Source organism: Fructilactobacillus sp. X7R7C1, assembly GCF_059901065.1.
On sequence record NZ_JBWXVF010000003.1, the window covers coordinates 46,171 to 71,138 of the forward strand.

20 protein-coding genes are annotated in these 24,968 nt (G+C 39.2%); 17 read left to right on the forward strand and 3 right to left on the reverse strand.

The features are described 5' to 3' along the window. The first annotated feature begins 16 nt into the window (after window positions 1-16). Together groL and kimA are read left to right on the forward strand one after the other, a co-directional pair. Window positions 17-1,642, forward strand: a complete 1,626-nt coding sequence (gene groL, locus AC6UDC_RS05120; RefSeq protein ID WP_500699858.1) for a chaperonin GroEL — start codon at window positions 17-19, stop codon at window positions 1,640-1,642. Window positions 1,643-1,791: 149 nt separating this feature from the next. Beyond that, entirely contained in the window at window positions 1,792-3,627 is a 1,836-nt protein-coding gene (gene kimA, locus AC6UDC_RS05125; RefSeq protein WP_500696129.1) for a potassium transporter KimA, read from the forward strand. A 53-nt stretch (window positions 3,628-3,680) separates the two neighbouring features. Here the strand turns inward: kimA and lrgB are convergent, their stop codons facing one another. Together lrgB and AC6UDC_RS05135 are read right to left on the reverse strand one after the other, a co-directional pair. Beyond that, entirely contained in the window at window positions 3,681-4,418 is a 738-nt protein-coding gene (lrgB, locus tag AC6UDC_RS05130) for an antiholin-like protein LrgB (protein ID WP_500721622.1), read from the reverse strand. Between the two features lie 6 nt (window positions 4,419-4,424). Then, window positions 4,425-4,847, reverse strand: coding sequence for a CidA/LrgA family protein (locus tag AC6UDC_RS05135; RefSeq protein WP_500696812.1), 423 nt, complete (start codon window positions 4,845-4,847; stop codon window positions 4,425-4,427). A 203-nt stretch (window positions 4,848-5,050) separates the two neighbouring features. Here AC6UDC_RS05135 and AC6UDC_RS05140 point away from each other — a divergent pair, with 203 nt between their 5' ends. After that, window positions 5,051-6,202: a glycosyltransferase family 4 protein gene (locus AC6UDC_RS05140; RefSeq protein WP_500721626.1), complete on the forward strand. Its 1,152-nt coding sequence runs from the start codon at window positions 5,051-5,053 to the stop codon at window positions 6,200-6,202. 29 nt (window positions 6,203-6,231) lie between these two features. On the opposite strand, the gene AC6UDC_RS05145 is transcribed toward AC6UDC_RS05140, so the two are convergent. Then, the gene (locus AC6UDC_RS05145) at window positions 6,232-6,864 is read right to left on the reverse strand and encodes a YigZ family protein (RefSeq protein ID WP_500721630.1); all 633 of its coding nucleotides are present in this window, start codon (window positions 6,862-6,864) and stop codon (window positions 6,232-6,234) included. Between the two features lie 46 nt (window positions 6,865-6,910). Between AC6UDC_RS05145 and AC6UDC_RS05150 the strand changes: the two genes are divergently transcribed. The 14 genes from AC6UDC_RS05150 to uvrA all read left to right on the forward strand — a co-directional run bounded on the left by AC6UDC_RS05150 (window position 6,911) and on the right by uvrA (window position 24,945). Continuing rightward, entirely contained in the window at window positions 6,911-8,251 is a 1,341-nt protein-coding gene (locus tag AC6UDC_RS05150) for an ATP-dependent helicase ComFA (RefSeq protein WP_500721633.1), read from the forward strand. Continuing rightward, on the forward strand, window positions 8,244-8,933 hold the full coding sequence (locus AC6UDC_RS05155) for a ComF family protein (RefSeq protein WP_500696124.1): 690 nt from the start codon (window positions 8,244-8,246) through the stop codon (window positions 8,931-8,933). The genes AC6UDC_RS05150 and AC6UDC_RS05155 overlap by 8 nt, the downstream gene beginning before the upstream one ends. A gap of 88 nt (window positions 8,934-9,021) precedes the next feature. Further along, complete coding sequence (gene hpf / locus AC6UDC_RS05160) at window positions 9,022-9,555, forward strand: ribosome hibernation-promoting factor, HPF/YfiA family (RefSeq protein WP_500696123.1); 534 nt, start codon at window positions 9,022-9,024, stop codon at window positions 9,553-9,555. A gap of 133 nt (window positions 9,556-9,688) precedes the next feature. Beyond that, a complete protein-coding gene (gene secA / locus AC6UDC_RS05165) occupies window positions 9,689-12,055 on the forward strand; it encodes a preprotein translocase subunit SecA (RefSeq protein WP_500694444.1) in 2,367 nt (788 codons plus the stop codon). A 52-nt stretch (window positions 12,056-12,107) separates the two neighbouring features. Next, window positions 12,108-13,224 (forward strand): peptide chain release factor 2 gene (gene prfB / locus AC6UDC_RS05170; protein ID WP_500721636.1). Its coding sequence is split into 2 segments (ribosomal slippage): window positions 12,108-12,179 and window positions 12,181-13,224, totalling 1,116 coding nucleotides; the frame shifts between segments, so codons are not numbered across the junction. Between the two features lie 18 nt (window positions 13,225-13,242). After that, window positions 13,243-14,400, forward strand: a complete 1,158-nt coding sequence (locus AC6UDC_RS05175; protein WP_500694442.1) for a PDZ domain-containing protein — start codon at window positions 13,243-13,245, stop codon at window positions 14,398-14,400. A 116-nt stretch (window positions 14,401-14,516) separates the two neighbouring features. Further along, window positions 14,517-15,533 (forward strand): HPr(Ser) kinase/phosphatase, encoded by a 1,017-nt coding sequence (hprK, locus tag AC6UDC_RS05180; protein ID WP_500694441.1) that lies wholly within the window; start codon window positions 14,517-14,519, stop codon window positions 15,531-15,533. Window positions 15,534-15,544: 11 nt separating this feature from the next. After that, window positions 15,545-16,357, forward strand: coding sequence for a prolipoprotein diacylglyceryl transferase (gene lgt / locus AC6UDC_RS05185; protein WP_500694440.1), 813 nt, complete (start codon window positions 15,545-15,547; stop codon window positions 16,355-16,357). Window positions 16,358-16,383: 26 nt separating this feature from the next. Continuing rightward, a complete protein-coding gene (locus AC6UDC_RS05190) occupies window positions 16,384-17,400 on the forward strand; it encodes an NAD(P)H-dependent glycerol-3-phosphate dehydrogenase (RefSeq protein ID WP_500721639.1) in 1,017 nt (338 codons plus the stop codon). Between the two features lie 23 nt (window positions 17,401-17,423). Next, window positions 17,424-18,323, forward strand: a complete 900-nt coding sequence (gene galU / locus AC6UDC_RS05195) for a UTP--glucose-1-phosphate uridylyltransferase GalU (RefSeq protein WP_500694438.1) — start codon at window positions 17,424-17,426, stop codon at window positions 18,321-18,323. Between the two features lie 118 nt (window positions 18,324-18,441). Next, the gene (locus tag AC6UDC_RS05200; protein ID WP_500694437.1) at window positions 18,442-18,951 is read left to right on the forward strand and encodes a thiol peroxidase; all 510 of its coding nucleotides are present in this window, start codon (window positions 18,442-18,444) and stop codon (window positions 18,949-18,951) included. A gap of 16 nt (window positions 18,952-18,967) precedes the next feature. Further along, window positions 18,968-19,900, forward strand: coding sequence for a thioredoxin-disulfide reductase (gene trxB / locus AC6UDC_RS05205; protein ID WP_500699851.1), 933 nt, complete (start codon window positions 18,968-18,970; stop codon window positions 19,898-19,900). Between the two features lie 152 nt (window positions 19,901-20,052). Next, window positions 20,053-22,068, forward strand: a complete 2,016-nt coding sequence (gene uvrB, locus AC6UDC_RS05210) for an excinuclease ABC subunit UvrB (RefSeq protein WP_500694435.1) — start codon at window positions 20,053-20,055, stop codon at window positions 22,066-22,068. A gap of 9 nt (window positions 22,069-22,077) precedes the next feature. Next, window positions 22,078-24,945: an excinuclease ABC subunit UvrA gene (uvrA, locus tag AC6UDC_RS05215; RefSeq protein ID WP_500696118.1), complete on the forward strand. Its 2,868-nt coding sequence runs from the start codon at window positions 22,078-22,080 to the stop codon at window positions 24,943-24,945. Window positions 24,946-24,968: the final 23 nt, after the last annotated feature.

Sequence of the window (24,968 nt, forward strand, 5' to 3'; positions counted from 1 at the left end):
ATATGAGGTGATAATAATGGCTAAAGAAATTAAGTTTTCTGAAAATGCTAGAAATTCGATGTTAAATGGTGTTGACAAGTTAGCTGACACTGTAAAAACAACTATGGGTCCAAAGGGACGTAACGTTGTTCTAGAAGAAAAAGCTGGAGATCCAACAATCACAAATGATGGTGTTACCATTGCTAAAGCAATTGATCTTCCAGATCACTTTGAAAATATGGGTGCTAAGTTAGTATCTGAAGTTGCTTCTAAAACGAATGACGTTGCCGGTGATGGTACTACTACCGCTACTGTTCTTGCCCAAGCAATTGTTAAAGAGGGTATGAAGAACGTTACTGCCGGTGCTAATCCCGTTGGAGTTCGTCAAGGAATTGAAAAAGCTACTAGAACAGCCGTTGATAGTCTTCACAAGATGAGTCACCAAGTAACTAGCAAGGAAGATATCGCTCAAATTGCTTCAATCTCATCAGCTAACGAAAAGGTTGGTAATTTGATTGCCGATGCAATGGAAAAAGTTGGTAATGATGGTGTTATTACGATTGAAGAATCACGTGGTGTTGACACTAGTTTAGACGTTGTTGAGGGTATGGAATTTGATCGTGGATACATGTCACAATACATGGTTACCGACCAAGAAAAAATGGAAGCTAACCTAGATAATCCCTACATTTTAATTACTGATAAAAAAATAACTAATATCCAAGACATTTTGCCATTACTTCAATCAGTCGTACAACAAGGTCGTTCACTCTTGATCATTGCTGATGATATTGGTGGAGAAGCTCTTCCAACCTTAGTTTTGAACAAGATGCGTGGAACCTTTAATGTTGTAGCTGTTAAGGCTCCTGGCTTTGGTGATCGTCGTAAAGAACAACTCCAAGACATTGCTACGTTGACTGGTGGTACTGTAATTACTTCTGATCTTGGATTAGATCTAAAAGACACTACCATTGATCAATTAGGTCAAGCTAATAAGGTTAACGTTACTAAAGACAGCACAACTATCGTTGAAGGTAAGGGTAGCAAAGAAGCTATCGACAAACGAATTGATGAAATCAAACAACAAATTGATGCCACTGATTCTGACTTTGACCGTGATAAGTTGAAGGAACGTTTAGCTAAGTTGGCTGGTGGAGTTGCTGTTATCAAAGTTGGTGCAGCCACTGAAACTGAACTTAAAGAACGTAAGTACCGAATTGAAGATGCTTTGAATGCTACTAGAGCCGCTGTTGAAGAGGGATTTGTTCCCGGCGGTGGTACAGCCTTTATCAACATCTTGAATGACGTTGATAAAATCCCTGCTGAAGGTGATGAAGCAACTGGAATTAACATTGTTGTTAAAGCCCTAGAAGCACCAGTAAGACAAATTGCTGAAAATGCTGGGATTGACGGTTCAGTTATTGTTGATCATTTGAAAGACGAAAAACCAGGCATTGGTTACAATGCATTGACTGGCAAGTACGAAGACATGATCAAAGCTGGTGTCGTTGACCCAACTAAGGTAAGCCGTTCAGCACTTCAAAACGCTGCATCTGTTTCAGCTCTTCTATTAACTACTGAAGCTGTTGTTGCCGAACAACCAAAAAATGATAATGATCAACCAGCTGCTCCACAACAACCTGGAATGGGTGGAATGATGTAATTTAAGTTTTAATAAAAAAGAGTCCGAATGGACTCTTTTTTATTTCCAATTATGATGAATTATCTAGTTTAATGTAGTACAATTGCATTTGACTTTAAAATTACGGTTTTACTAGGTTAAATATGACATATTAAAGGAGTATGGATTAAATGTGGCGGTATTTAAAAAGATTAATTATTGGACGTCCGCTTAAGACAACGGAAGGCTCTGGTCAATCTCTCACTAAGTTCAAAGGTTTAGCATTGCTGTCATCTGATGCCTTATCATCAGTTGCTTATGGTACTGAACAGATTACTGCCGTTTTGATTACCTTATCGACCGCGGCATTAATGTATCAAATGTGGGTCGCACTGCTAGTGTTGGTTCTGTTAGCCGCAATCACATTATCTTATCGACAGATTATTTATGCTTATCCATCTGGTGGAGGTGCCTACGTTGTTGCCCGAACCAATTGGGGTGACACTGCTGGTTTAGTTGCTGGTGGGTCCCTATTAGTTGATTATATGTTAACGGTTGCCGTTTCAACGACTTCTGGAACTGAAGCAATTACTTCTGCCATCCCTGCGCTATATAATTATCAGGTTCCGATCGCAATCTTAATTGTAATATTTATTATGATTTTGAATCTTCGTGGAATGCATGATTCAGCTTCATTCCTGGTTATTCCAGTGTACCTATTTATTGTGATGATTATCATTTTAATCATTGTTGGTGCTTATAATATTTTAACTAATAAAATTACTTATCATGCGTATGCTCCACTGAATACCTCAGTTAAGGGAATGACCTTGGTATTATTCTTTAAGGCATTCTCATCTGGTTCAGCATCGTTAACTGGAGTTGAAGCCATTAGTAATGCGGTTCCAAACTTTAAACAACCAAAACGAAAGAACGCTGCCAATACATTAGGTATCATGGCCATTATTTTAGGAATCTTCTTTGCTGGGATTACCTTTCTAAGTTACTACATGGGAGTTATTCCTAACGCTAAGGATACTGTCTTATCACAGATTGGTACCAATGTCTTTGGTCACGGAATCATGTACTACTTACTTCAGCTTGCAACTGCCTTGATTTTAGCTGTTGCTGCTAACACTGGTTTCTCTGCCTTTCCAATTTTGGCCTACAACATGGCTAAAGATAAATATTTGCCACATGCCTACCTGGATAAGGGTGACCGACTAGGTTATTCAAATGGAATTATTTCGTTAGCTTTAGGTGCGATTGTTTTAATTGTCCTCTTTAAAGGTAAAACTAATCTCTTAATTCCACTCTATGCTGTTGGTGTGTTTGTTCCATTTACGTTGTCTCAATCTGGAATGATTGTTCACTGGTTCAGAAATAAAGATGGCTTGTGGCCGGTGAAGGCTGTCATTAATTTTATTGGAGCGTTCATCTCAGTGATGTTAGTCTTCTTCCTGTTTGCACTTCATTTTGCAAACGTTTGGCCATATCTCATTATCATGCCGTTGCTCCTTTTGATGTTTTACAAAATTCATCTTCACTATCAGCGAATTGCTGAGCAGCTTCGTATTTCAACTGATCCGAATTATGAGAATCATACCTATGCTGGTTCAACGGTAATCGTGTTAGTGGGAAATGTTACCCAAGTTACTAGACAAGCAATTAACTATGCGAGATCGATTGGTGACAATGTCATTGCCATGCACGTTTCGTTTGCCGATAATCCGCAAAAAGAAGAGAAAATTTCAACGAAGTTTAAGGAAGAGTATCCAGACATTCGATTTGTCGATATTCATACTTCGTATCGTTCGGTTGTCGATCCAGTGCTTCGTTTCTGTGATGTTATTGCGAAACAGGATGAGGATCGCAATTATACTACGACGGTTTTGGTTCCTCAGTTTGTACCAAAACACTACTGGCAACAAGTCCTTCATAATCAGACTGCTGTTCGATTAAGAAGTGCCTTGAATTCACGTCAGGACATCATTGTATCGACGTATAACTATCATTTAAGTGAATAATAGAACAAAAAGCTAGGCTATGTTAAACATAGCCTAGCTTTTTTGATTTGGATTTAAAGGTGCACAATATGAGCAAATAGTGGGACGATGATATCAACGACCACCGAAATAATGACCACCGCAATCGCAGCCATGGAGCCCTGAACTTCACCAAGTTCAAGGGCTTTAGCTGATCCAAGGGTGTGTCCTGCCGTTCCAAGCCCCAATCCAATTCCGATGGGGTTCTTCAATCTGAATATTTTAATGATCCAGTCGCCAAGTGCGTAAATAATAACAGCGTTTAAGATACATGCCATGGCGGTAATTGCTGGCACACCGTTAATGCCCTGAGCGATTGGCATTGCAACTGCGGTAGTGGCAGCCTGCGGAAGCATGGAGGCAATTTCCGACTTGTTTAATCCAATTAACTTGGAGACAAAGTACATGATGATTACCGAAATGGTTAAACCGATTATTAGTGATAACAAAATTTCAAACCAGTACTTTTTCACGATGTCGTTTCGCTTGAAGAGTGGGACTGCGAAAGCAATCGTGGTAGGGAAGAGGAACCAAAAAATAATATCACCACCTGGCTTATACAAGTTGGTGTAAATCCAGGTAATGTTAATCCCCGTTGCTTTGCTCATTAACCAGAGAACAAAGATCCCGAGCACCATCCCAACAAATAATGGTTGAAAAAGAAAAAAGCCGTTAAATTTTTTAAATAGAAATGATCCAATCAGATAGATCACCAATGATAGAGCAATTCCAAACATTGGATTGCCTAAAAATTTTAATAGTTCCGTTTGCATATTTGGTTACTCCTTATCGATGTCTTGTTTTTTGCCAAAAATTTTATTGCGGGCCCATATCAAAAAAGTAGCAACTAAAGCCACCGACACCAACATGACAACTGTCGAAATAATGATCATAATCACTAGTTTGACGCCAGAATGTTTCATAATGTCGAGGGAGGCCGCTAATTGAATTCCAGAAGGGACAAAAAGGAATCCTAGGATTCCAATAAAAAATGATCCGACCTTTTCGACCTGTTCTGGTTTAATGACTTTAAAGGTCAATAACAAATATAATATTACCAACCCAATTACTGGGGTTGGAACTGGAAAGTTGGCTGGAAAGAGTGCTGAGATTAGACTTGAGACGAATAAAATGACCCCAAAGATACCGAGTTGAGTTAACAATGGAGCATCTTTTTGAGATTTTTCTTCTTTATTTTGCATGTTTGACTCCTTTCAAAAGTATGTGATTGATTTAGCTATTTCTATATTTAATATAATATATGAAATGAACTAAAAAACAAACCAAAATTTTAATTGTTATCATTAGATTTAATTATCATTAAATTAAATAAAGGGAAGCTTGTGTTTGTTATTTTCCGTTTGTATAATTGAATATAAACTTAATCGTGGAAGGCCATACTTAATTGAAATTTGAAATATTCGTCTATTTGTTTGCAACGATGATAATGTCGGCGGTTTTAACCCCTTTTATCAGAATTTTAGCATTCAAAATTGGCGCCATTGATAAACCGAATAAAAGACGTGTAAATAAAATTCCAATGCCAACGTTGGGTGGTCTGGCAATTTTTATTGCTTATACCATTACGACTTGCGTTTTTTTGCGAAACCAAATTCCATCTAGTAAGTTGTGGGGAATTCTGGGCGGAGAAATTATTATCATTATGACGGGGGTCATTGATGATATTTTTGAATTGAAGCCACGACAAAAGGTGATTGGGATCTCACTAGCAGCACTATGGGTGTACATTTTTGCGGGCATTCAGATGAGTTCTATCACGCTCCCATTCTTTGGTGATGTTAGTCTGGGATGGTTAAGTCTACCAATTACCTGGATATGGATTCTCGGGATTACGAACTCAATTAATTTAATCGATGGACTGGATGGACTAGCAACGGGGATTGCCATTATTGCTCTGACTACCATGGGAATCATCGGCTTATTCTTTTTAAACGTCGGTAACGTTTACGTGTCAATCATGATTTTTACCTTTGCCGCTTCCTGTTTGGGCTTTTTACCGTATAATTTTTTCCCAGCTCGAATCTATCTAGGGGATACGGGATCCTTATTAATTGGCTTTATGATCTCGGTCTTTTCCTTACAGGGCCTTAAAAACGCCACCTTCATATCAGTCATTATTCCCGTTGTGATTTTGGGAGTTCCCATCTCGGATACCGCTTATGCAATTTTACGGCGGATTTTGAACAAACAGCCCATCTCTCACGCTGATAAGCATCACTTACATCATCGATTGATGCAGATTGGTCTAACTCATCGGCAAACCGTTTTGGTGATTTACGGAATTGCGCTAATTTTCGCTTTCATCTCTTTACTCTATCCGTTGTCCAGTTTCTGGGGATCAGTGTTGTTGACGGTTGCCACTTTGATTGGGATTGAGCTTTTTGTGGAAGCCATTGGATTAGTCGGAAAGAACCGGCAACCCTTGCTTAATTTGATTAAACGCGTTGTGACTGGAACAACCAGTAAGGCTAATCACGAAACCGAAATCACTAAAACCAAGTCAAAACATAAAACTAAACCAAACAAAAAAGAGTAGTTCATTTAAGGTGAACTACTCTTTTTAGACTAAACTGGATTCTCAAAATAGGCTTTCTTACCAATCTTGAATTGAACGTCTCCTGCAAGCAAATTGTTGATTTTTATTTTGAAATTATCAATCGCATGAGTTGAAATGGCGGTACTTACTCGAACACTAGTGCCATATTCAACGTTAGTAATTGGTAAATTATTTTGTTTAAGAAAATATTGGAGTTTATCATTTAACTTATAGGATACTGAAATAGTAAGCGCAGTTTTAAGCGTCATTTTGCTGATTCCAGCGCTTTCAATCACATCCGATGCCGAGTTACTATATGCTCGAATTAGACCACCAGCACCTAGTTTGATGCCACCAAAGTACCTTGTTACTACAATGGCTGTGTCATGAAGCTCCATGTTTTTAATGGCATCCAAGATTGGAACTCCAGCAGTCCCAGTGGGTTCGCCGTTGTCACTTTCTCGCTGGACATCATCATTTGGGCCGATAACATAGGCAAAACAATTGTGGTTGGCTTTTTTATTTTGGCTTTTGATACTGGCGATGAATGCTTGAGCACTCGCTTCGTCCGTAACACGAGATACGGAAGCAATAAACTTTGATTTTTTGATAATAATTTCATTTTGACCAGCTTGTTTAATGGTTAAAAAAGAATTTTGCATTAAATTATTCCTGTTCTTCGTATTTAAAAATGGAGGCGGATAGTTAATGATCAAAGATCAAAAAGAACTAATGGGAAGACTTACGCCAAGCACTTTGATTGATCCGATACTTTTAAGTGATCCACTTCTTAATTTTGAATTAGCGGTAACGGTTAATCAAACTACTATTCATTGTAACCGATGTGGATTCAATTGTGAAAAATCAAAATGTGAACTTCCCAATCATATTTTTTACTGCCCCAATTGCATCGAAATGAGGCGAATTGATTCGTCGATGAAACTGGTTAGTGTCCTAGAAACAAATCGTTTTGTGGTTCCAAGTAATGTTTTGACTTGGGATGGGACGCTAACTGTAAATCAAAAAGACTGTGCGTTAAGGATGATTGAATCAGTAAAACATCACCGTGATCATCTACTGTGGGCGGTTACTGGGGCTGGTAAGACCGAGATGCTTTTTCCGGTATTAACATGGGCAATTAAACGTAAATTTCGAATTGCCATTGCTTCTCCCAGAGTGGACGTGTGTTCGGAACTTTATCCGCGTCTTAAAGCGGCTTTTTCTAACCTTGATATGGTTTTATTGCATGGTAAAAGTAAAGACAAGTACCATTATTGTCAACTGACTGTCTGTACGACCCACCAACTCATGCGTTTCTTTCATGCTTTTGATTTATTGATTATTGATGAAGTTGATGCGTTTCCATTCGTTAACAACGTTAACCTGGAGTTTGCCGTAAAGCATGCCTTAAAGACTACGGGACAAAGAATCATGTTAAGTGCCACTCCAAGTAAACGACTGAGAACCCAAATCACGCGTGGAAATGGAGATATGAGTTATTTGCCGATCAGGTTTCATGGTCATTTATTGCCCGTGATTAAAGTTCACTTGTCAAGAAAATGGCGGATGCAATTATCAAAGGGAAGGTTACCCCATCAATTAATTAAAATGTGTCAGCGTAACGTTGCAATTAGAAGAAGATTTTTATTGTTTGTTCCTAAGATTAAAGATTTACCGGTGGTTGATCGGATTTTAAGCAAACAAATCCGTGGTCCAAAGGTATGGGAATGTGTTTATTCTGCTGACAAGAAACGAATGGAAAAGGTTCAAGCCATGCGTAACCAGCAAGTGTTATTTTTAGTGACTACGACCATTTTAGAACGAGGAGTGACGTTTCCAGATATTGATGTAATGGTACTGGGGGCTGACGATGAAGTCTTTTCTACGTCGTCATTAGTTCAGATGGCAGGAAGAGTGGGTCGAAAAAGGACCAGACCGACCGGTAACGTTGATTTTTTTGTGGGCAGTTTTTCAAGACGAATTACTAGCGCCCAAAATGAGATTAAGGCTATGAATCGCAGAGGGATGAAATTAAAAAGTCATGAATAAATGTGTATGGTGTAATCAAATTATTAGAAGTGATGTGAGCATTTCCTTTATTTTAAGTTTTCGTTCCTTTGTCCCGCCAATTATGTGTGATGAATGTCAAAAACTTTTTTGTCCCATTGATTTAAAAACGGCGTGTCCAGATTGTGGCAAGCAGCAAGCAAAATTAGAGTTGTGTGATGATTGTAAGATTTGGGAAGATCAATCTGGTCCCAAATTAATTAACCACGCGTTGTTTCCATACGATGAAGTGAATGATTACATGGCTCGGTACAAGTTTCAGGGCGATTATCGGTTAAGGCGATTATTTCAAAGTCAGTTTCAGTCTTTTATATTTGGACATAACGATGGTGGTATGATTGTTCCCATCCCGATTAGTAAGAAAACGTTTGAGGTGCGAAAGTTTAATCAGGTTGAGGGATGGTTAACTGGTATAAAATATCAAAAGGTCTTAGGAGCTGTGTCAAAAAAGGGCTTACCCCAGTCTAAAAAAGATAAATTTGATAGGATGCACTTAAAACAACCATTTTACGTTGAGCCGGAGTGGTCAACTAATAACCTACGTGGGAGAAAGGTTTGTTTGATTGATGATGTGTATACGACTGGAACCACCCTGCACTTAGCGGCCAAACTGTTATATTCGTATGGGGTTAAGAAAGTCTCAAGTATTACCCTTGCACGTTAGTATTGATTGTTATTTAATCGATTAGAATTTATAATAGTTATAAGAGATTCGTTTGAAGACAATGATACTAAGCATAGGAGAGATTAAAATGCTTGAAACTAAATTAAGAGGTGATGATGTTGAAATCACCAGTGATCTCCGTGATTACATTAATCATCATGTCAAAACAATTGATAAACGTTTTGATGCAAACGTGAAAGGGACTGCTCATGTTGATCTTATGAACTATTCTAACGAACGAATCAAAGCTGAAATCACTATTATCCTACCGAACTTTTTACTGCGAGGTGAGGGCAACTCTGATGATATTCACAAAAGCATTGATATCGCGATTCACGATATCCAGCAACAGATCGATAAATATGGCTCAAAGGTAAATGAAGAATTAACTGAGCATAAGTTATCCCACGTTTTTAATGATCCCGATAAACGATTAGCCGAATCTAAGATCGTTAGGAAAAAGCGGATTCCTTTACAGAAGATGACTTCGGAAGATGCCATTATTCAGATGAATTTGATTGGGCATGATTTTTTTGTCTATGTTGATGTCACCGATGGCACCACTGACATTGTTTATCGAAGACATGATGGAGACTATGGGTTAATTAAAACCGATCGTTAGAAAAAACAGAAATATCATATTTCTGTTTTTTTGTGATGAATTTTTAATTGATTTGATAAAATGTTAGAATAAGAAAATAGACTGAGAATTCGAGAAACAAAAACGGTTTAGACACTAGAGGAGAAATCAATCAATGGCAACAAACCTTTTAAAGAAATGGGTTGAAAGCGACAAAAGCGAACTGAAACGATTAGGAAAGCTCGCCGATAAGGTCAGCTCATACTCAGAACAATATCGGAAATTAAGTGATAAGGAATTACAAGCTAAAACTCCAGAATTTCAAAAGCGTTATCAAAATGGTGAAAGCTTAGATGACATGTTACCTGAGGCTTTTGCGGTTGCCCGTGAAGGTGCCAGACGAGTGCTCGGACTAAATCCATTTCGAGTCCAGATTATGGGTGGAATTGTCCTTCATGAGGGTAATATTGCTGAGATGAAGACTGGTGAAGGGAAAACGTTAACGGCTACAATGCCCGTATACCTGAATGCTTTATCAGGAAAAGGTGTTCATGTCGTTACGGTTAATGAATACCTATCACAACGTGATGCCACTCAAATGGGCCAGTTATACAATTGGCTGGGCTTAACGGTCGGGGTGAACTCGGCTGATAAGAATCCGGAAGAAAAACGAGCTGCCTATGATAGCGACATCACTTATTCAACTAATAGTGAGATTGGATTTGATTATTTAAGGGATAACATGGTGGTTTATAAAGAAGATCGGGTTCAACGCCCACTTAATTTTGCCATCGTCGACGAAGTTGATTCGATCTTAATCGATGAAGCCAGAACCCCATTGATCATTTCTGGTGAAGCTCGTGGGTCAAACAAGCTTTACATGCAGGCAGATAAATTTGCTAAGACACTAAATCCTAAAACGGATTTTAAAGTTGATTTAGAGACTAAAACGGTCTCTTTGAAGGATGTTGGAATTGAAAAAGCTGAAAAGTACTTCAATTTAAATAACCTTTACGATACGGAAAACACTGCTTTAACCCACCATTTGGATCAGGCTTTACGTGCCAATTACGTGATGGAAAAGGATAAAGATTACGTTGTCTCAAAAGACGAGGTTTTAATCGTTGATTCCTTTACCGGAAGAATCATGGAAGGTCGTCGTTTTTCAGATGGGCTTCACCAAGCACTTGAGGCTAAAGAGGGTGTTACCATCCAAGAAGAAAGCAAGACGATGGCTAACATCACCTATCAAAACCTATTTAGACAGTACAGTAAATTAGCTGGAATGACTGGTACCGCTAAGACAGAACAGGATGAGTTTCGAGAAATTTACAACATGGATGTCATTGCGGTTCCAACCAATAAACCGGTTGTTAGAATTGATGAGCCAGATGTTTTGTATCCAAGTTTGGAATCAAAATTTGACGCCGTTATTGCCAAAATTAAAGATTTACACAAACGGGGACAACCAATCCTGATTGGTACGGTTGCGGTTGAAACTTCTGAATATCTTTCAGAGCGACTTGATGAAGAAAAAATTCCTCACGTAGTTTTGAATGCGAAAAATCATGCCAAAGAAGCTGACATTGTTGCTAACGCCGGTCAAAAAGGAGCTGTTACCATTGCAACCAACATGGCCGGTCGTGGAACTGATATTAAGCTCGGACCTGGAGTGGTCAAATTAGGTGGATTAGCGGTTATCGGGACCGAACGACACGAGTCACGAAGAATTGATAATCAATTACGTGGACGTTCTGGAAGACAGGGTGATCCTGGTTATTCCCAATTCTATCTTTCACTTGAAGATGATTTGATGCGTCGATTTGGGTCTGATAAGGTTAAAAGCATTCTCGATTCGATGAAAGTTGAGGGCGATGATGCGGTTATCCGGAGTCACATGATCACGAAGCAGGTCGAATCGGCTCAAAAACGAGTTGAAGGTAATAACTATGATTCACGTAAAAACGTGTTAAAGTACGATGATGTGATGCGTCAACAACGTGATGTAATCTATGGCGAGCGTAGTAAAGTGATTGACGAAAATAAGTCACTTAAGTGGGTTATTATGCCAATGATCAAACGAACGGTTAATCGAATTGTCAACTTGCACACTCAGGGCGATCAAAAGAAATGGGATCTCCAAACCATCCTTGATTTTGCGATTAATTCATTAGTTAGTCCCGATCAAATTAGCATTGATGACTTGAAGGGAAAATCAAGTGATGAAATTAAGGCATACTTGATGGGACTCGTTGATACTGAGTATGATAAGAAAGAAAAAGAGCTCCAGGATCCAGAACAGATGCTTGAATTTGAAAAAGTGGTTGTGCTTAGGGTGGTTGATTCACACTGGACTGACCACATCGATTCAATGGACCAATTACGAGAGTCAATCGGTCTTCGTGGTTATGGTCAATTAAACCCATTAGTTGAGTATCAACGTGAAGGATTTAGAATGTTTGAAGAAATGGTCTCTGATATTGACTACGATGTCACTAGGTTGTTTATGAAAGCTGAGATCAGACAAAATATGGAAAGATAGTTTAAGAACGGAGGACTTTTGGTCTCCGTTTTTTCATCTTCAGGAGTATGAAATGGAATTAAGTGAAGCACGTGGACAGGTCGAAAAGATTAAAAAAGCCGTAGCTGGCTTTAGGGGGTCACTTTGACCTGGATCAACTAAGTGAAAATATTTCGGTTAATGAGGCTAAAATGGCTGAACCGGGATTTTGGGATGACCAGAGAAAAGCCCAGAAATTAATTGATGAGAACAATCGATTAAAATTAAAATATGATAATTTTAATTCACTGGCTAAAAAGGTGGAAGATTTAAAGGTTAATCTCGAACTCCTTGAAGAAGTTAGTGATGATGATTTAAAGAAAGAGTTCGATGACGAATTAGCCAAGACCCAAAAGGAACTTAGTAGTTATCAGCTGAGTTTACTTTTGAATGGGAAATACGATGAAAATAATGCAATTGTTGAGATCCATCCTGGAGCTGGTGGAACTGAATCACAAGACTGGGGGTCCATGTTATTTCGGATGTATCAACGATGGGCCGAACAAAACGGCTTTTCGGTTTCAGTCGAAGACTATCAACCAGGTGACGTTGCTGGGATCAACAGTGTGACATTTTTAGTATCTGGAACCAACGCCTATGGTTACCTGAAATCAGAAAAAGGCGTTCACCGGTTAGTGCGGATCTCACCCTTCGATTCAGCAGGGCGGCGTCATACGTCGTTTGCCTCTGTTGATGTTATGCCAGAGCTTGATGAAACTGTGAACGTTGACATTAACCCAGAAGATCTCCGGATTGATGTTTTTCGGTCAAGTGGGGCTGGTGGTCAGCATATTAATAAAACCTCTTCAGCGGTTCGAATTACCCACTTACCAACTGGAATTGTCACCTCAAGTCAGGCCCAACGTTCACAATTACAGAATAGAGTTACAGCGATGAATATGTTAAAATCAAAGTTGTACGAACGTGAACAAGAGAAAAAAGAAGAAGAGAAAGCCAAGATTAAGGGTAAGCAGCTTGATATTGGTTGGGGTTCACAAATTCGTTCTTATGTTTTTCATCCCTATACAATGGTTAAGGATCATCGGACCAATTATGAGACTGGTAATGGTCAAGCAGTGATGGATGGTGATTTGAATCCATTCATTAACGCGTATTTGCAGTGGAATTTAAAACAGAAGAACCCAAAATAACGAAAAAGGAAGTTCATTATGTCAGTTGCGACTAATATTTTGTTTTTTGTCTTTATGCCAGCTTTTTGGTTTGCACTTATTCGCGTTTTCTTCGTTTACAATCGAAGAGTAAATCGAGAACGACGCTTATTTGAAAGTGCTGTTAACCCTAAATTTCACGAAGGATGGGTCTTTTTTAAATCATTAATTGTGCTGGGAATTGTTGGATCAATTTTAACTGCTTTGGTTGGGATTGAAGTGTCCTTAAATTGGATTTTATTATATGAATTATTGATCGCCATTAGTTTACTGATCCCAGGAATCTTAGTGCCGACATTGATTTTATTTGGATCAGTTTTTGTTGGGGTCTTCTTCAATGATTATTCAATCCCGATGATTAAGGGTGGCGACTTTATTGGTGCCGTGAATATGAACGCATCAAGATCGGCCAATTACTTAGCCTTAATCACAATCATGCTGGTTCTAATGTTTATCTTTTTGAAGATGAATGGTAGGACAATTAACTCTCCTCAGGTTTCAAAGAATCGGCGCGGAAACCGAGTGGCATCTTATGGATACAATGAGTTAGCTGTGATTCCGCTGGTACTGATGATTCCTGGTAAATTAATCGAAACGATCGTACCAATGTGGCCAGTTTTTAATATTTTTGGTGCACATGTAACCTTCTTGGTTGTTCCGTTTTTGATTGGTTTTCGCTTCAAGTTTGTTAACCATTTGCCAAATGAATTAATGCCACGGATTTCAAACGCGATTGGAGAACTCGCATTGTTAGCCATTTTACTAACGGCGGGTGCTTACTTTATGAGAAATAGTTACTACGTTATCATCGCGATTGCTTTATTGGCAGTGGTTTATGTAATCATCATGTATCACTTCCATCGCGTTGACCGAAAGACCGGAAATCAGATTAGTCAAGCGGTTAACGGAATCCGAATCATTGGGATTAAACCCCGCACTCCAGCCGATAAGATGGGACTTAAAACGGGTGACTTAATTGTTGAAGTTAACAACGTTCCGGTAAATTCGGAAAGTCAATTGTATTCTGCTTTACAAGATGATCCGACCTTTGTTCACATGAAGGTTAAAAATCGTAAGAATCAATTAGAGATTAAAGAAACGGCAATTTACGATGGTTCACCGCATGAGATTGGAATTGAAATGTTTCAAAATAATTAGTTAGAAGCACCCAGTTAATGGGCGCTTCTTTTATTTTGCATAAAATTAAGAACCGCCTAAATTAGGTCTGATTGTGTTAGAATTAAGTAAATTAATTTTATTTGGAGGTAGGTCCAATGGCTCAGAGTGTAACGGTAGCTGATTTAGTAAAGAACACTCATCTTAGTGTCTTTTGGGGTCGTGAATATTTAGACCGTCCCATTACCACTAGTGACATTTCACGTCCGGGATTGGAATTGACTGGATATTTTAACTACTACCCAGCCAAGCGAATTCAGATCTTTGGGATAACTGAAACCTCATTTGCAAAGGGAATGAGTGATGAAAAATTAAAAGAAGTAATGACCAAAATGTGTCAACCAGAAACGCCTGCATTTGTTATTTCTACTCAACTAGAACCACCTGAGCAGTTAGTGGCAGCCGCCAAAAAGGCTCACATTCCAATCTTAGGTTCAAAGTTAACCACCTCTAGAATTCTAAGTAATATGACGACGTATCTTGAAGCTAAGTTAGCCGAACGAAAGTCCATTCATGGTGTTTTGGTTGAAGTTTATGGACTTGGTGTTTTAATTACCGGTGATTCTGGAATTGGTAAGAGTGAAACGGCGCTAGAACTTGTTAAGCGTGGTCATCGTTTAATTGCTGATGATCGAGTTGAGGTTTATCAACAAGATGAGCAAACCTTGATTGGTCAAGCTCCCAAGATTCTTAATCACTTACTAGAAATTCGTGGGATTGGCATTATTGATGTAATGAACCTATTTGGTGCGGGTGCCGTTCGTTCCCAATCAAAAGTGGACTTAATCGTTCATTTGGACCAGTGGAACAAGGATACTAAGTATGATCGGCTTGGGACCGACCGTGAAACAACTCGAATCTTTGACGTTGATTTGAAGAAATTGACGATTCCGGTAAAACCCGGACGAAACTTAGCCATTATTATTGAAACCGCTGCGATGAATTTTAGGGCTCGTTCAATGGGATACGATGCGACTAAGGTCTTTGATAACAACTTAAATGAGTTGATCAAAGAAAATGCTTCTAAAAACAACCAGGAGCAAAAACACGAAGAACAAGCAGTTGAACAAAATAAGAAAGATATTAGCCAAGATGCTAATAAGGATCCTGAATAGGAGTGGAAGTTGTGTTTAGCATATTGGCATTAAATCCGGTTGCGATTCATCTCGGACCAATTGCGGTCCACTGGTATGGTATTTTTATCGCTGCCGCTGTCTTGATTGCCGTTTACCTTTCAATGAAAGAAGCTAAGCGACAACACTTAAATGAAGATGTTTTATATGATTTGATTTTGTGGGCGATTCCAATTGCGATTATTTCGGCTCGAATCTATTATGTGGTTTTTCAATGGAGCTATTATCGCCATCATTTAGATGAGATTATTCAAATTTGGGATGGTGGAATCGCCATTTATGGAGCTTTAATCGGGGCTGGATTATTTATTTGGTGGTTTTGTTTTAAACATCATTTGTCAGTCTGGCAGATTTTAGATATTGCCGCTCCAACCGTCATTATGGCTCAAGGAATTGGTCGTTGGGGTAATTTCATGAATCAGGAAGCATTTGGAGCGGTAACATCACTTCAATTTTTACAGCATTTACATTTACCTGACGTTATCATCAATCAAATGTTTATTAGCGGGGCGTACCGCCAACCAACGTTTTTATATGAGTCACTTTGGGATTTAGCAGGATTTGCTGTCTTGATGATTATGAGACATGCCCCGCAGTTCTTTAAGCGTGGGGAAGTCTTTTTAAGTTACGTGATGTGGTATTCGTTTGGACGTTTTTTCACCGAGGGCATGCGGACCGATAGTTTAATGTTATTCGGGGTAATCCGGGTATCACAGTTGCTTTCCATTTTATTATTCGTAGTAGCACTATTTGTTTTAATTTATCGTAGACGAAACGACCAGTTAGTCTGGTACTACGGTAGTTAAGTGATTTGTAGGAGATAATTTAAATAATGACAGAAAAAATCGCAGTACTCGGTGCAGGATCATGGGGCAGCATGCTCGCCGATATTTTAGTTGAAAATGGGCATGAAGTTAAAATTTGGTCGAAAAGCAAGGAACAGGTGGATGAGTTAAATAATCAGCACACTAATTCCCATTACATCAAGAACTTTACCTTTCCAAAAGAGATGAAAGCTTATGCTGACATGGAAGAGGCACTTAAAGGAGCCGATGATGTTTTATTCATTGTTCCATCACAGGCAACTCGTTCGGTTGCAAATCAAGCTAACAAAATTTTGGGCAAGTTAGAAATGAAACCATATATCATCCATGGAAGTAAGGGCATTGAAAAGGGTACCTATGATCGAATGTCTCAGGTATTGCAAGAAGAAATTGATCCTCAAAATCGTAAGTCGATTTCAGCCCTTTCTGGACCTAGTCAAGCTGAAGATGTTGCTAGACGTGATATTACCTTAGTTACAGTCGCCAGTGATGATATGTCATCTGCTGAGCATTTTCAAAAATTATTTATGAATGATTATTTTAGAATCTACACTAATAACGACATTATTGGGGTTGAACTTGGTGGGGCTTTAAAAAATATTATTGCATTAGGAGCTGGAGCCTTGGTAGGTTTAGGTTACGGTGATAATGCAAAAGCAGCCCTCATGACTCGTGGTATTGCGGAAATATCACGTTTAGGTGTATCATTTGGTGCGGACCCATTAACTTTTAGCGGATTGTCTGGTGTAGGTGATGTGATTGTTACCGCAACTAGTTCTGATTCTCGTAATTGGCGGGCTGGTTATCAGCTTGGCAAGGGCAAGAAATTGGATGACGTTGTTAAAGACATGGGCATGGTGATCGAGGGAATCGACACCAATCAAGCTGCATTTGAATTATCAAAACAACGTGGGGTAGAAATGCCCATTACATCCGCAATTCATGCAGTAATTAATAATGAAGAAACCGTTTCTGACGCGATTTCTAATTTAATGTCTAGAGAGGGACGTTCAGAACAAGGTTAATTCTAAAAGGGGTATATAAGAAGATGAAAAAAGTAACTAAAGCTGTTATTCCTGCCGCTGGTTTAGGAACAAGATTTTTACCTGAAACGAAAGCACTTCCAAAGGAAATGTTACCAATTGTTGATATTCCAACCATTCAATACATTGTTGAAGAAGCTAAGGCTTCTGGAATCAAAGACATTGTCATTGTGATTGGTAAGGGCAAGCGTGCCATTGAAGATCATTTTGATTCAAACGTAATGCTTGAAGAAAACCTTGAAAAAAAGGGTAAAGAAAAGATGCTCAAGTCAATTCAGAAGACTAATGATATGAACATTTACTTTATTAGACAATCTTATCCACGTGGACTTGGCGACGCTGTTTTAACGGCCAAAAGTTTCATTGGAAATGATCCATTTGTGGTTATGCTTGGAGACGACTTGATGGAAGATACGACTCCGCTCACCAAACAATTGATGAATAGTTACGAAAAGACGGGAGCTTCAACCCTTGCCGTTATGAAAGTCCCTCATAAGGAGACTTCTAAATACGGAGTAATTGAACCAGTTAGCGAGGTTTCAAAGGGACTTTATAATGTGAGAAACTTCGTTGAAAAGCCAGATCCTAAGGACGCTCCTAGTGATTTAGCAATTATTGGACGTTACTTGTTAACTCCACAGATCTTTGACGTTTTGGAACACACTAAGCCAGGTAAGGGGAATGAAGTTCAGCTAACCGATGCCATCAATACCTTAAATCAAACTCAAAGAGTGTTTGCTCATGAGTTTAAGGGTGATCGTTACGATACCGGCAATAAGCTTAGCTGGCTTGAGACTAACATTACCTTTGGTTTAAAACACCCTGAAATTGAGCAAGAATTACGTGAATACATTAAGAATCTTGGTCAAAAGCTGACTAAGGAAGACGAACAACAGAAAAATTAGATTAAAATGCCGACTTTTGCCGGCATTTTTTATTTTGAAGTATAATGATTAAACATTTAATTCAGTTTATGATAATATAATTTTGTACAATTGATATTAGTCAAGGAGGTTTTTGGTTATGAAAATTAAATTAGGTGGACTACCAGTATCATGGTTAATGGGTGATGATCAACCAAAGGTTGGAGATTATCTACCAAAATTTACCGTAAAAAATGCTGAAGGGAAAGATGTTACGACTGATGATTTAAAGGGTCAGACAACGTTGATTAGTGTGGTTCCTAACTTAAAGACAAAGGTATGTAGTTTAGAAACTGCTCGTTTTAACCAGGAAGCATCAAAGTTTAAGGGAATTAAATTTGTTACCATTTCAAATAACCCAATTGAATACCAAAAAAATTGGTGTGCCGCTCATGGTGTCAACAACATGGAAATTCTTTCTGATTTTAATGGTTCATTTGGAAAAGCCATGCACTTATACATCCCGGCTTTTGGTCACTTAGCTCGGGTGGTTTACTTGGTAAATGCTGAAGGCAAAATTTTGTACTGCCAAGCAGTTCCAGAAATTACTCATCAACCAAACTATGAACCAGTTCTTGACGAGTTAAAGAAAGTAACAAACAATAAATAATGATTGAGGCGATATAATGGCAAAAAAGTATGATGTAATTGTAATCGGTGCTGGTCCAGCCGGAATGACGGCGGCATTGTATGCATCACGAGCCGAACTATCTGTATTAATGCTTGATCGTGGGATCTATGGTGGACAGATGAACAACACTGCCGAAATTGAGAATTATCCTGGATTTAAATCAGTCTTAGGACCAGATCTATCTAAAAAAATGTACGATGGGAGTACTCAGTTTGGTGCTGAGTATGGCTACGGAACCGTTACTGGCATTGACATTGATGGCGATAAACGGATTGTTAAGACTGAAGACGGTGACTATGAGGCTCCTTCTGTAATTATTGGTGCTGGTTCTGAGTACAAGAAACTCGGAGTTCCCGGTGAGCAAGACTACAGTGGAAAAGGTGTTTCTTACTGTGCGGTTTGTGATGGCGCCTTCTTTAAAGGCGAAGACGTTGTTGTCGTTGGTGGCGGTGACTCTGCGATTGAGGAAGCTACTTATCTATCCAATATCGTAAAGCACGTTACGGTCATTCACAGACGTGATCAACTTCGGGCCCAGAAGATTCTGCAGAAGCGGGCCTTTGATAAGGACAATATCGATTTTGTCTGGAACAGTAACGTTACTGATATTGAAGGTGACGGTCAAAAAGTAACCGGGGTTGCGGTTAAAAACAACCAGACTGGTGAAACCACTAATATTAAAGCTTCTGGTGTGTTTATTTACGTTGGTATTTTACCAATGACAGCTGCCTTCAAAAACCTTGGCATCACAGATGAACAAGGTTGGATCGACACGGATGATGAAATGAAAACTAAGATACCTGGTGTCTTTGCGGTTGGTGACGTGCGAAAGAAACACTTACGTCAAATTACGACTGCGGTCGGCGATGGCGGAACTGCAGGTCAGGGTGTCTTCAATTACGTCGAAGAGCTTAAAACTAAAGATTAAACGAAAAAGAGCAGAGTCGATCTGCTCTTTTTGTATGGAAGCTTTGGTCTAATTGCTTTGCGAAAGTATGTTCGTATGCTAGAATTATTATAAGTAACGGGAGAAAGTTAATGCTTTCTCCTTTTTTTCCGAGTTTAAGAAGAGGTGCCAATATGATTAAAAAAACGAATAATAATTTTGACCTAGTTTCGAAATTTACTCCAACTGGTGATCAGCCTGAAGCCATTAAGGAATTGACTCAAGGAATCAAAAATGGAGATCGTGATCAGGTCCTTTTGGGTGCCACCGGAACGGGTAAAACCTACACCATGGCAAACGTGATTAAGAACATTAACAAACCCACGCTAGTGTTATCTCACAATAAAACTTTGGCTGGGCAACTTTATAGTGAGCTCAAGCAGTTGTTTCCTAATAATGCGGTCGAGTATTTTGTGAGTTATTATGATTTTTATCAGCCTGAGGCCTATGTTCCTTCCAGTGATACCTATATTGAAAAGGATGCTTCTATTAATGACGAGATTGACCAACTTCGACACGCTGCAACCAGTGCTCTACTAGAACGAAATGATGTGATTGTCGTTGCTTCGGTTTCTTCAATCTTCGGATTAGGAAGTCCAAAAGAGTACCAAGACCACACCGTGTCGTTACACGTTGGGCAACAACTAGAGCGTGATGTCTTTTTGCGTCAACTAGTTAACATTCAGTTTGATAGAAATGATATTGATTTTCAACGTGGTCGCTTTCGTGTACATGGTGATGTAGTAGAAGTCTTTCCGGCTTCTAGAAATGAACATGCCTATCGGATCGAATTTTTCGGTGACGAGATTGACCGAATTACTGAAGTTGACACGTTGACTGGTGAAGTTATCGGTGAACGAAAACAGATTACAATTTTTCCTGCCACTCACTTCTTGACTAACAAGGAAACGATGGATGTGGCTTTACCTGAAATCAAGGATGAAATGGTAAAACAGGTTGCTAACTTTGAGAAAAAGGGCAAACTACTTGAAGCTCAAAGACTAAAACAAAGAACTACCTATGACATTGAAATGATGCGTGAAATGGGATATACAACTGGGATTGAAAATTATTCTCGTTATATGGACCGCAGAAAACCTGGCGAAGCTCCATACACATTATTGGACTTTTTCCCCAAAGATTATTTGATGTTCATTGATGAATCACATCGAACGGTTCCGCAAATCGGTGGAATGTTTAACGGTGATAAGGCTAGAAAGCAGCAATTAATTGATTATGGATTTAGACTTCCCAGCGCGCTTGATAATCGACCATTAAAGTTACCTGAGTTTGAAAAACGGGTTAATCAAGTAGTTTATATGTCAGCCACTCCGGGTCCATATGAAGAGGACAAGACTAATCACGTTGTCCAACAAATTATTCGTCCAACTGGACTACTTGATCCAACCGTTGAAGTTCGTCCCACGAAAGATCAAATGGATGATTTGGTTGGTGAAATCAATAAACGAGTTCAAAATAACGAGCGTACCTTCGTTACGACCTTAACCAAGAAGATGGCAGAAGATTTAACCGATTATCTAAAAGATTTGGGAATTAAAGTGAAATACTTGCACAGTGATATTAAAACCCTCGAAAGAACCCAAATTTTACGTGATTTACGTTTGGGTAAGTTTGATGTTTTAGTTGGAATTAACCTGTTGCGTGAAGGGATTGACGTTCCCGAAACATCATTGATTGCAATCTTGGATGCTGATAAGGAAGGCTTTTTGCGTGACAAACGTTCCCTTGTACAAACAATTGGAAGAGCAGCTCGTAATTCACACGGACATGTTATTATGTACGCGGACAACGTTACCGATTCGATGAAGTACGCGATGGATGAAACTGCCCGTCGTCGTTCCATTCAGATGAAGTACAATCAGGAACACAACATTACCCCTAAGACCATTATCAAACCAATTCCTAAGGCCATTTCTGCGTATAAACAGGGCGAGAAAAACAACGATGATAATACTAATGGAAGCTTTGTTGAATCCGATTTTGACCAAATGAGTGCTAAGGATCAAAAGGAAATGATTGATAATTTAGAGGACGAAATGAGAGCGGCAGCCAAAAAACTTGATTTTGAGCAAGCTGCTAACTTAAGGGATACCGTGATGCAGCTTAAGGGTGAGAAAAAGAAAAAGTGAGGTGGTTAGATGGCAAATGACGTCATTAAAATTAAAGGCGCCCGTGAACATAATCTAAAAGACGTAAATGTTGATGTCCCCAAGAATAAAATGGTGGTAATGACCGGTTTATCGGGTTCAGGTAAGAGTTCTTTAGCTTTTGATACCCTTTACGCTGAAGGTCAACGCCGTTATGTCCAAAGTCTTTCCTCTTATGCTAGACAATTTTTGGGTCAAATGGATAAACCTGACGTTGATTCGATTGAGGGACTTAGTCCAGCCATTTCAATTGATCAGAAAACAACTTCAAAAAATCCTCGTTCAACCGTTGGAACTGTCACTGAGATTAATGATTATTTACGTTTATTGTGGGCAAGAGTTGGGACGCCAATTTGTCCAAATGATGGAACGGTCATTACTAGTCAATCCGTCGATCAAATGATTGACGAAATCATGGCCCTCCCTGAACGAACTAAATTGCAGATTATGTCACCAGTTGTCCGTGACAAAAAGGGGCAACACAAAAAAGTTTTTGAAAAGATTAAGCGGGAAGGCTTTGTAAGAGTCCGAGTAGATGGTGAAATCCATGATGCGACCGAAGATTTTGATTTAGATAAAAATAAGCGTCATAACATTGACGTGGTAGTTGACCGAATTGTCGTTAGAGACGGGATTAATTCACGATTGTCAGATTCACTTGAGACAGCTTTACGTCTAAGTGATGGATATGCCATTGCCGACTTTCTTGGTAAGCGAGAGCCGATGGTGTTTTCGGAACATTACTCTTGTCCGATTTGTGGTTTTACGGTTGGGAAACTTGAACCACGTCTTTTTTCATTTAATGCCCCATATGGAGCATGTCCTGAGTGTGATGGATTAGGAGTTAAGTTGGAAGTCGATAACGATTTAGTGGTCCCAGATCAAGATAAGACGCTTAATGAGGGAGCAATTGAACCATGGAATCCAATTAGCTCAAAATACTATCCAGCAATGTTAGAGCAGGCTTGTAAAGCTTTTAATATTGATATGGATACTCCATACCGTAAATTACCAAAGAAACAGCGTGATCTATTGATGAATGGTTCCAAGGGGAAAACGTTCCATTTTCACTACAAGAGTGATTTTGGTGGAGTTCGCGATGTTGACGCTCCCTTTGAAGGAGTCCTTAACAACGTTAAACGCCGTTATCATGAAACCAACAGTAATTTCACTCGAGAACAAATGGAAAAGTACATGACAGAATTAACTTGTCAGACTTGTCATGGGTACCGTCTAAACGAAAAGGCCTTGGCCGTTAAAATTGATGGTAAACACATCGGTGAGGTTTCTGATATGAATATTGCTGACGAACGCCAATTCTTTAGTCACCTTACTTTTGGTGAACAAGATACGGTTGTTGCTCATCCAATTATTAAGGAAATCTGTGACCGACTGGAATTTTTGGAAAACGTTGGATTGAATTATTTGACCCTTTCCAGATCGGCCCGAACGCTTTCTGGTGGTGAAGCACAGAGAATTCGACTTGCAACCCAGATTGGTTCAAATCTCTCAGGAATTTTGTATGTACTTGATGAACCATCCATTGGTCTTCATCAGCGTGATAATGATCGCTTAATTAAGTCCCTGAAAAAGATGCGTGATCTAGGAAATACGTTAGTTATCGTTGAACATGATTCAGATACGATGCGTTCGGCCGATTATTTAATCGATGTTGGTCCAGGAGCAGGAGAGAAGGGTGGTAAGATTGTTGCCACCGGGACTCCAGAACAAGTGGCTCAAAATCCGAAATCATTAACTGGTCAATATCTCTCTGGAAAGAAGTTTATTCCCGTTCCCTTAAAACGACGAAAGGGGAACGGCAAAAACGTCACCCTAAAGGGTGCTTTAGAAAATAATCTCAAAGACATTACCGTTAAATTTCCACTTGGTAAGTTTGACGTGGTGACGGGAGTTTCTGGTTCCGGAAAGTCTACGTTGGTTAATGATATCTTAAAACGAGCCTTGGCCCAGAAGCTGAATCATAATTCGGAAAAACCAGGCAAGTATAAATCAATCACTGGATGGAAGAACATTGAAAAACTAGTAAGTATTGATCAAAGTCCGATTGGCCGAACCCCTCGAAGTAATCCAGCTACATACACTGGAGTCTTTGATGATATTCGGGGCTTGTTTGCCCAAACTAACGAGGCCAAACTTCGCGGGTATAAAAAGGGACGGTTTAGTTTTAACATCAAGGGTGGTCGTTGTGAGACTTGTCATGGTGATGGAATCTTGAAGATTGAGATGAACTTTCTACCCGATGTTTACGTTCCGTGTGAAGTTTGTCATGGAAAACGGTATAATTCTGAAACGCTTGAAATTCAATACAAGGGAAAAAATATCGCTGAAGTTCTTGACATGACCGTGAATGAGTCGTTAGAGTTTTTCAAAGCCATCCCAAAGATTACGCGAAAGTTGCAGACCATTTCTGACGTGGGACTTGGTTACGTGAAATTAGGTCAACCAGCTAATACCTTGTCAGGTGGAGAAGCACAACGAATGAAGTTAGCTTCTGAACTCCATAAGCGTTCAACTGGAAATAACTTTTATATTCTTGACGAACCCACTACGGGACTTCATACTGATGACATCAAACGATTAATTGGGGTCCTTTCTAAACTTGTTGATAAGGGAAATACCGTTCTGATCATTGAACACAATTTAAACGTTATTAAAGAGGCTGACCACGTGATCGACCTCGGTCCAGAAGGTGGCGCTGCCGGCGGATATGTGGTTGGAACCGGAACCCCAGAACAGATTGTTAAACTGAAAAATAGTTATACCGGCGAGTATTTAAAACCAGTCTTAGAGCGTGATACTAAGCGAACCATTGAAGCTCAACAGCATCAGCAGAAGTAGATGTGGTAAAATATGGTTGAAAC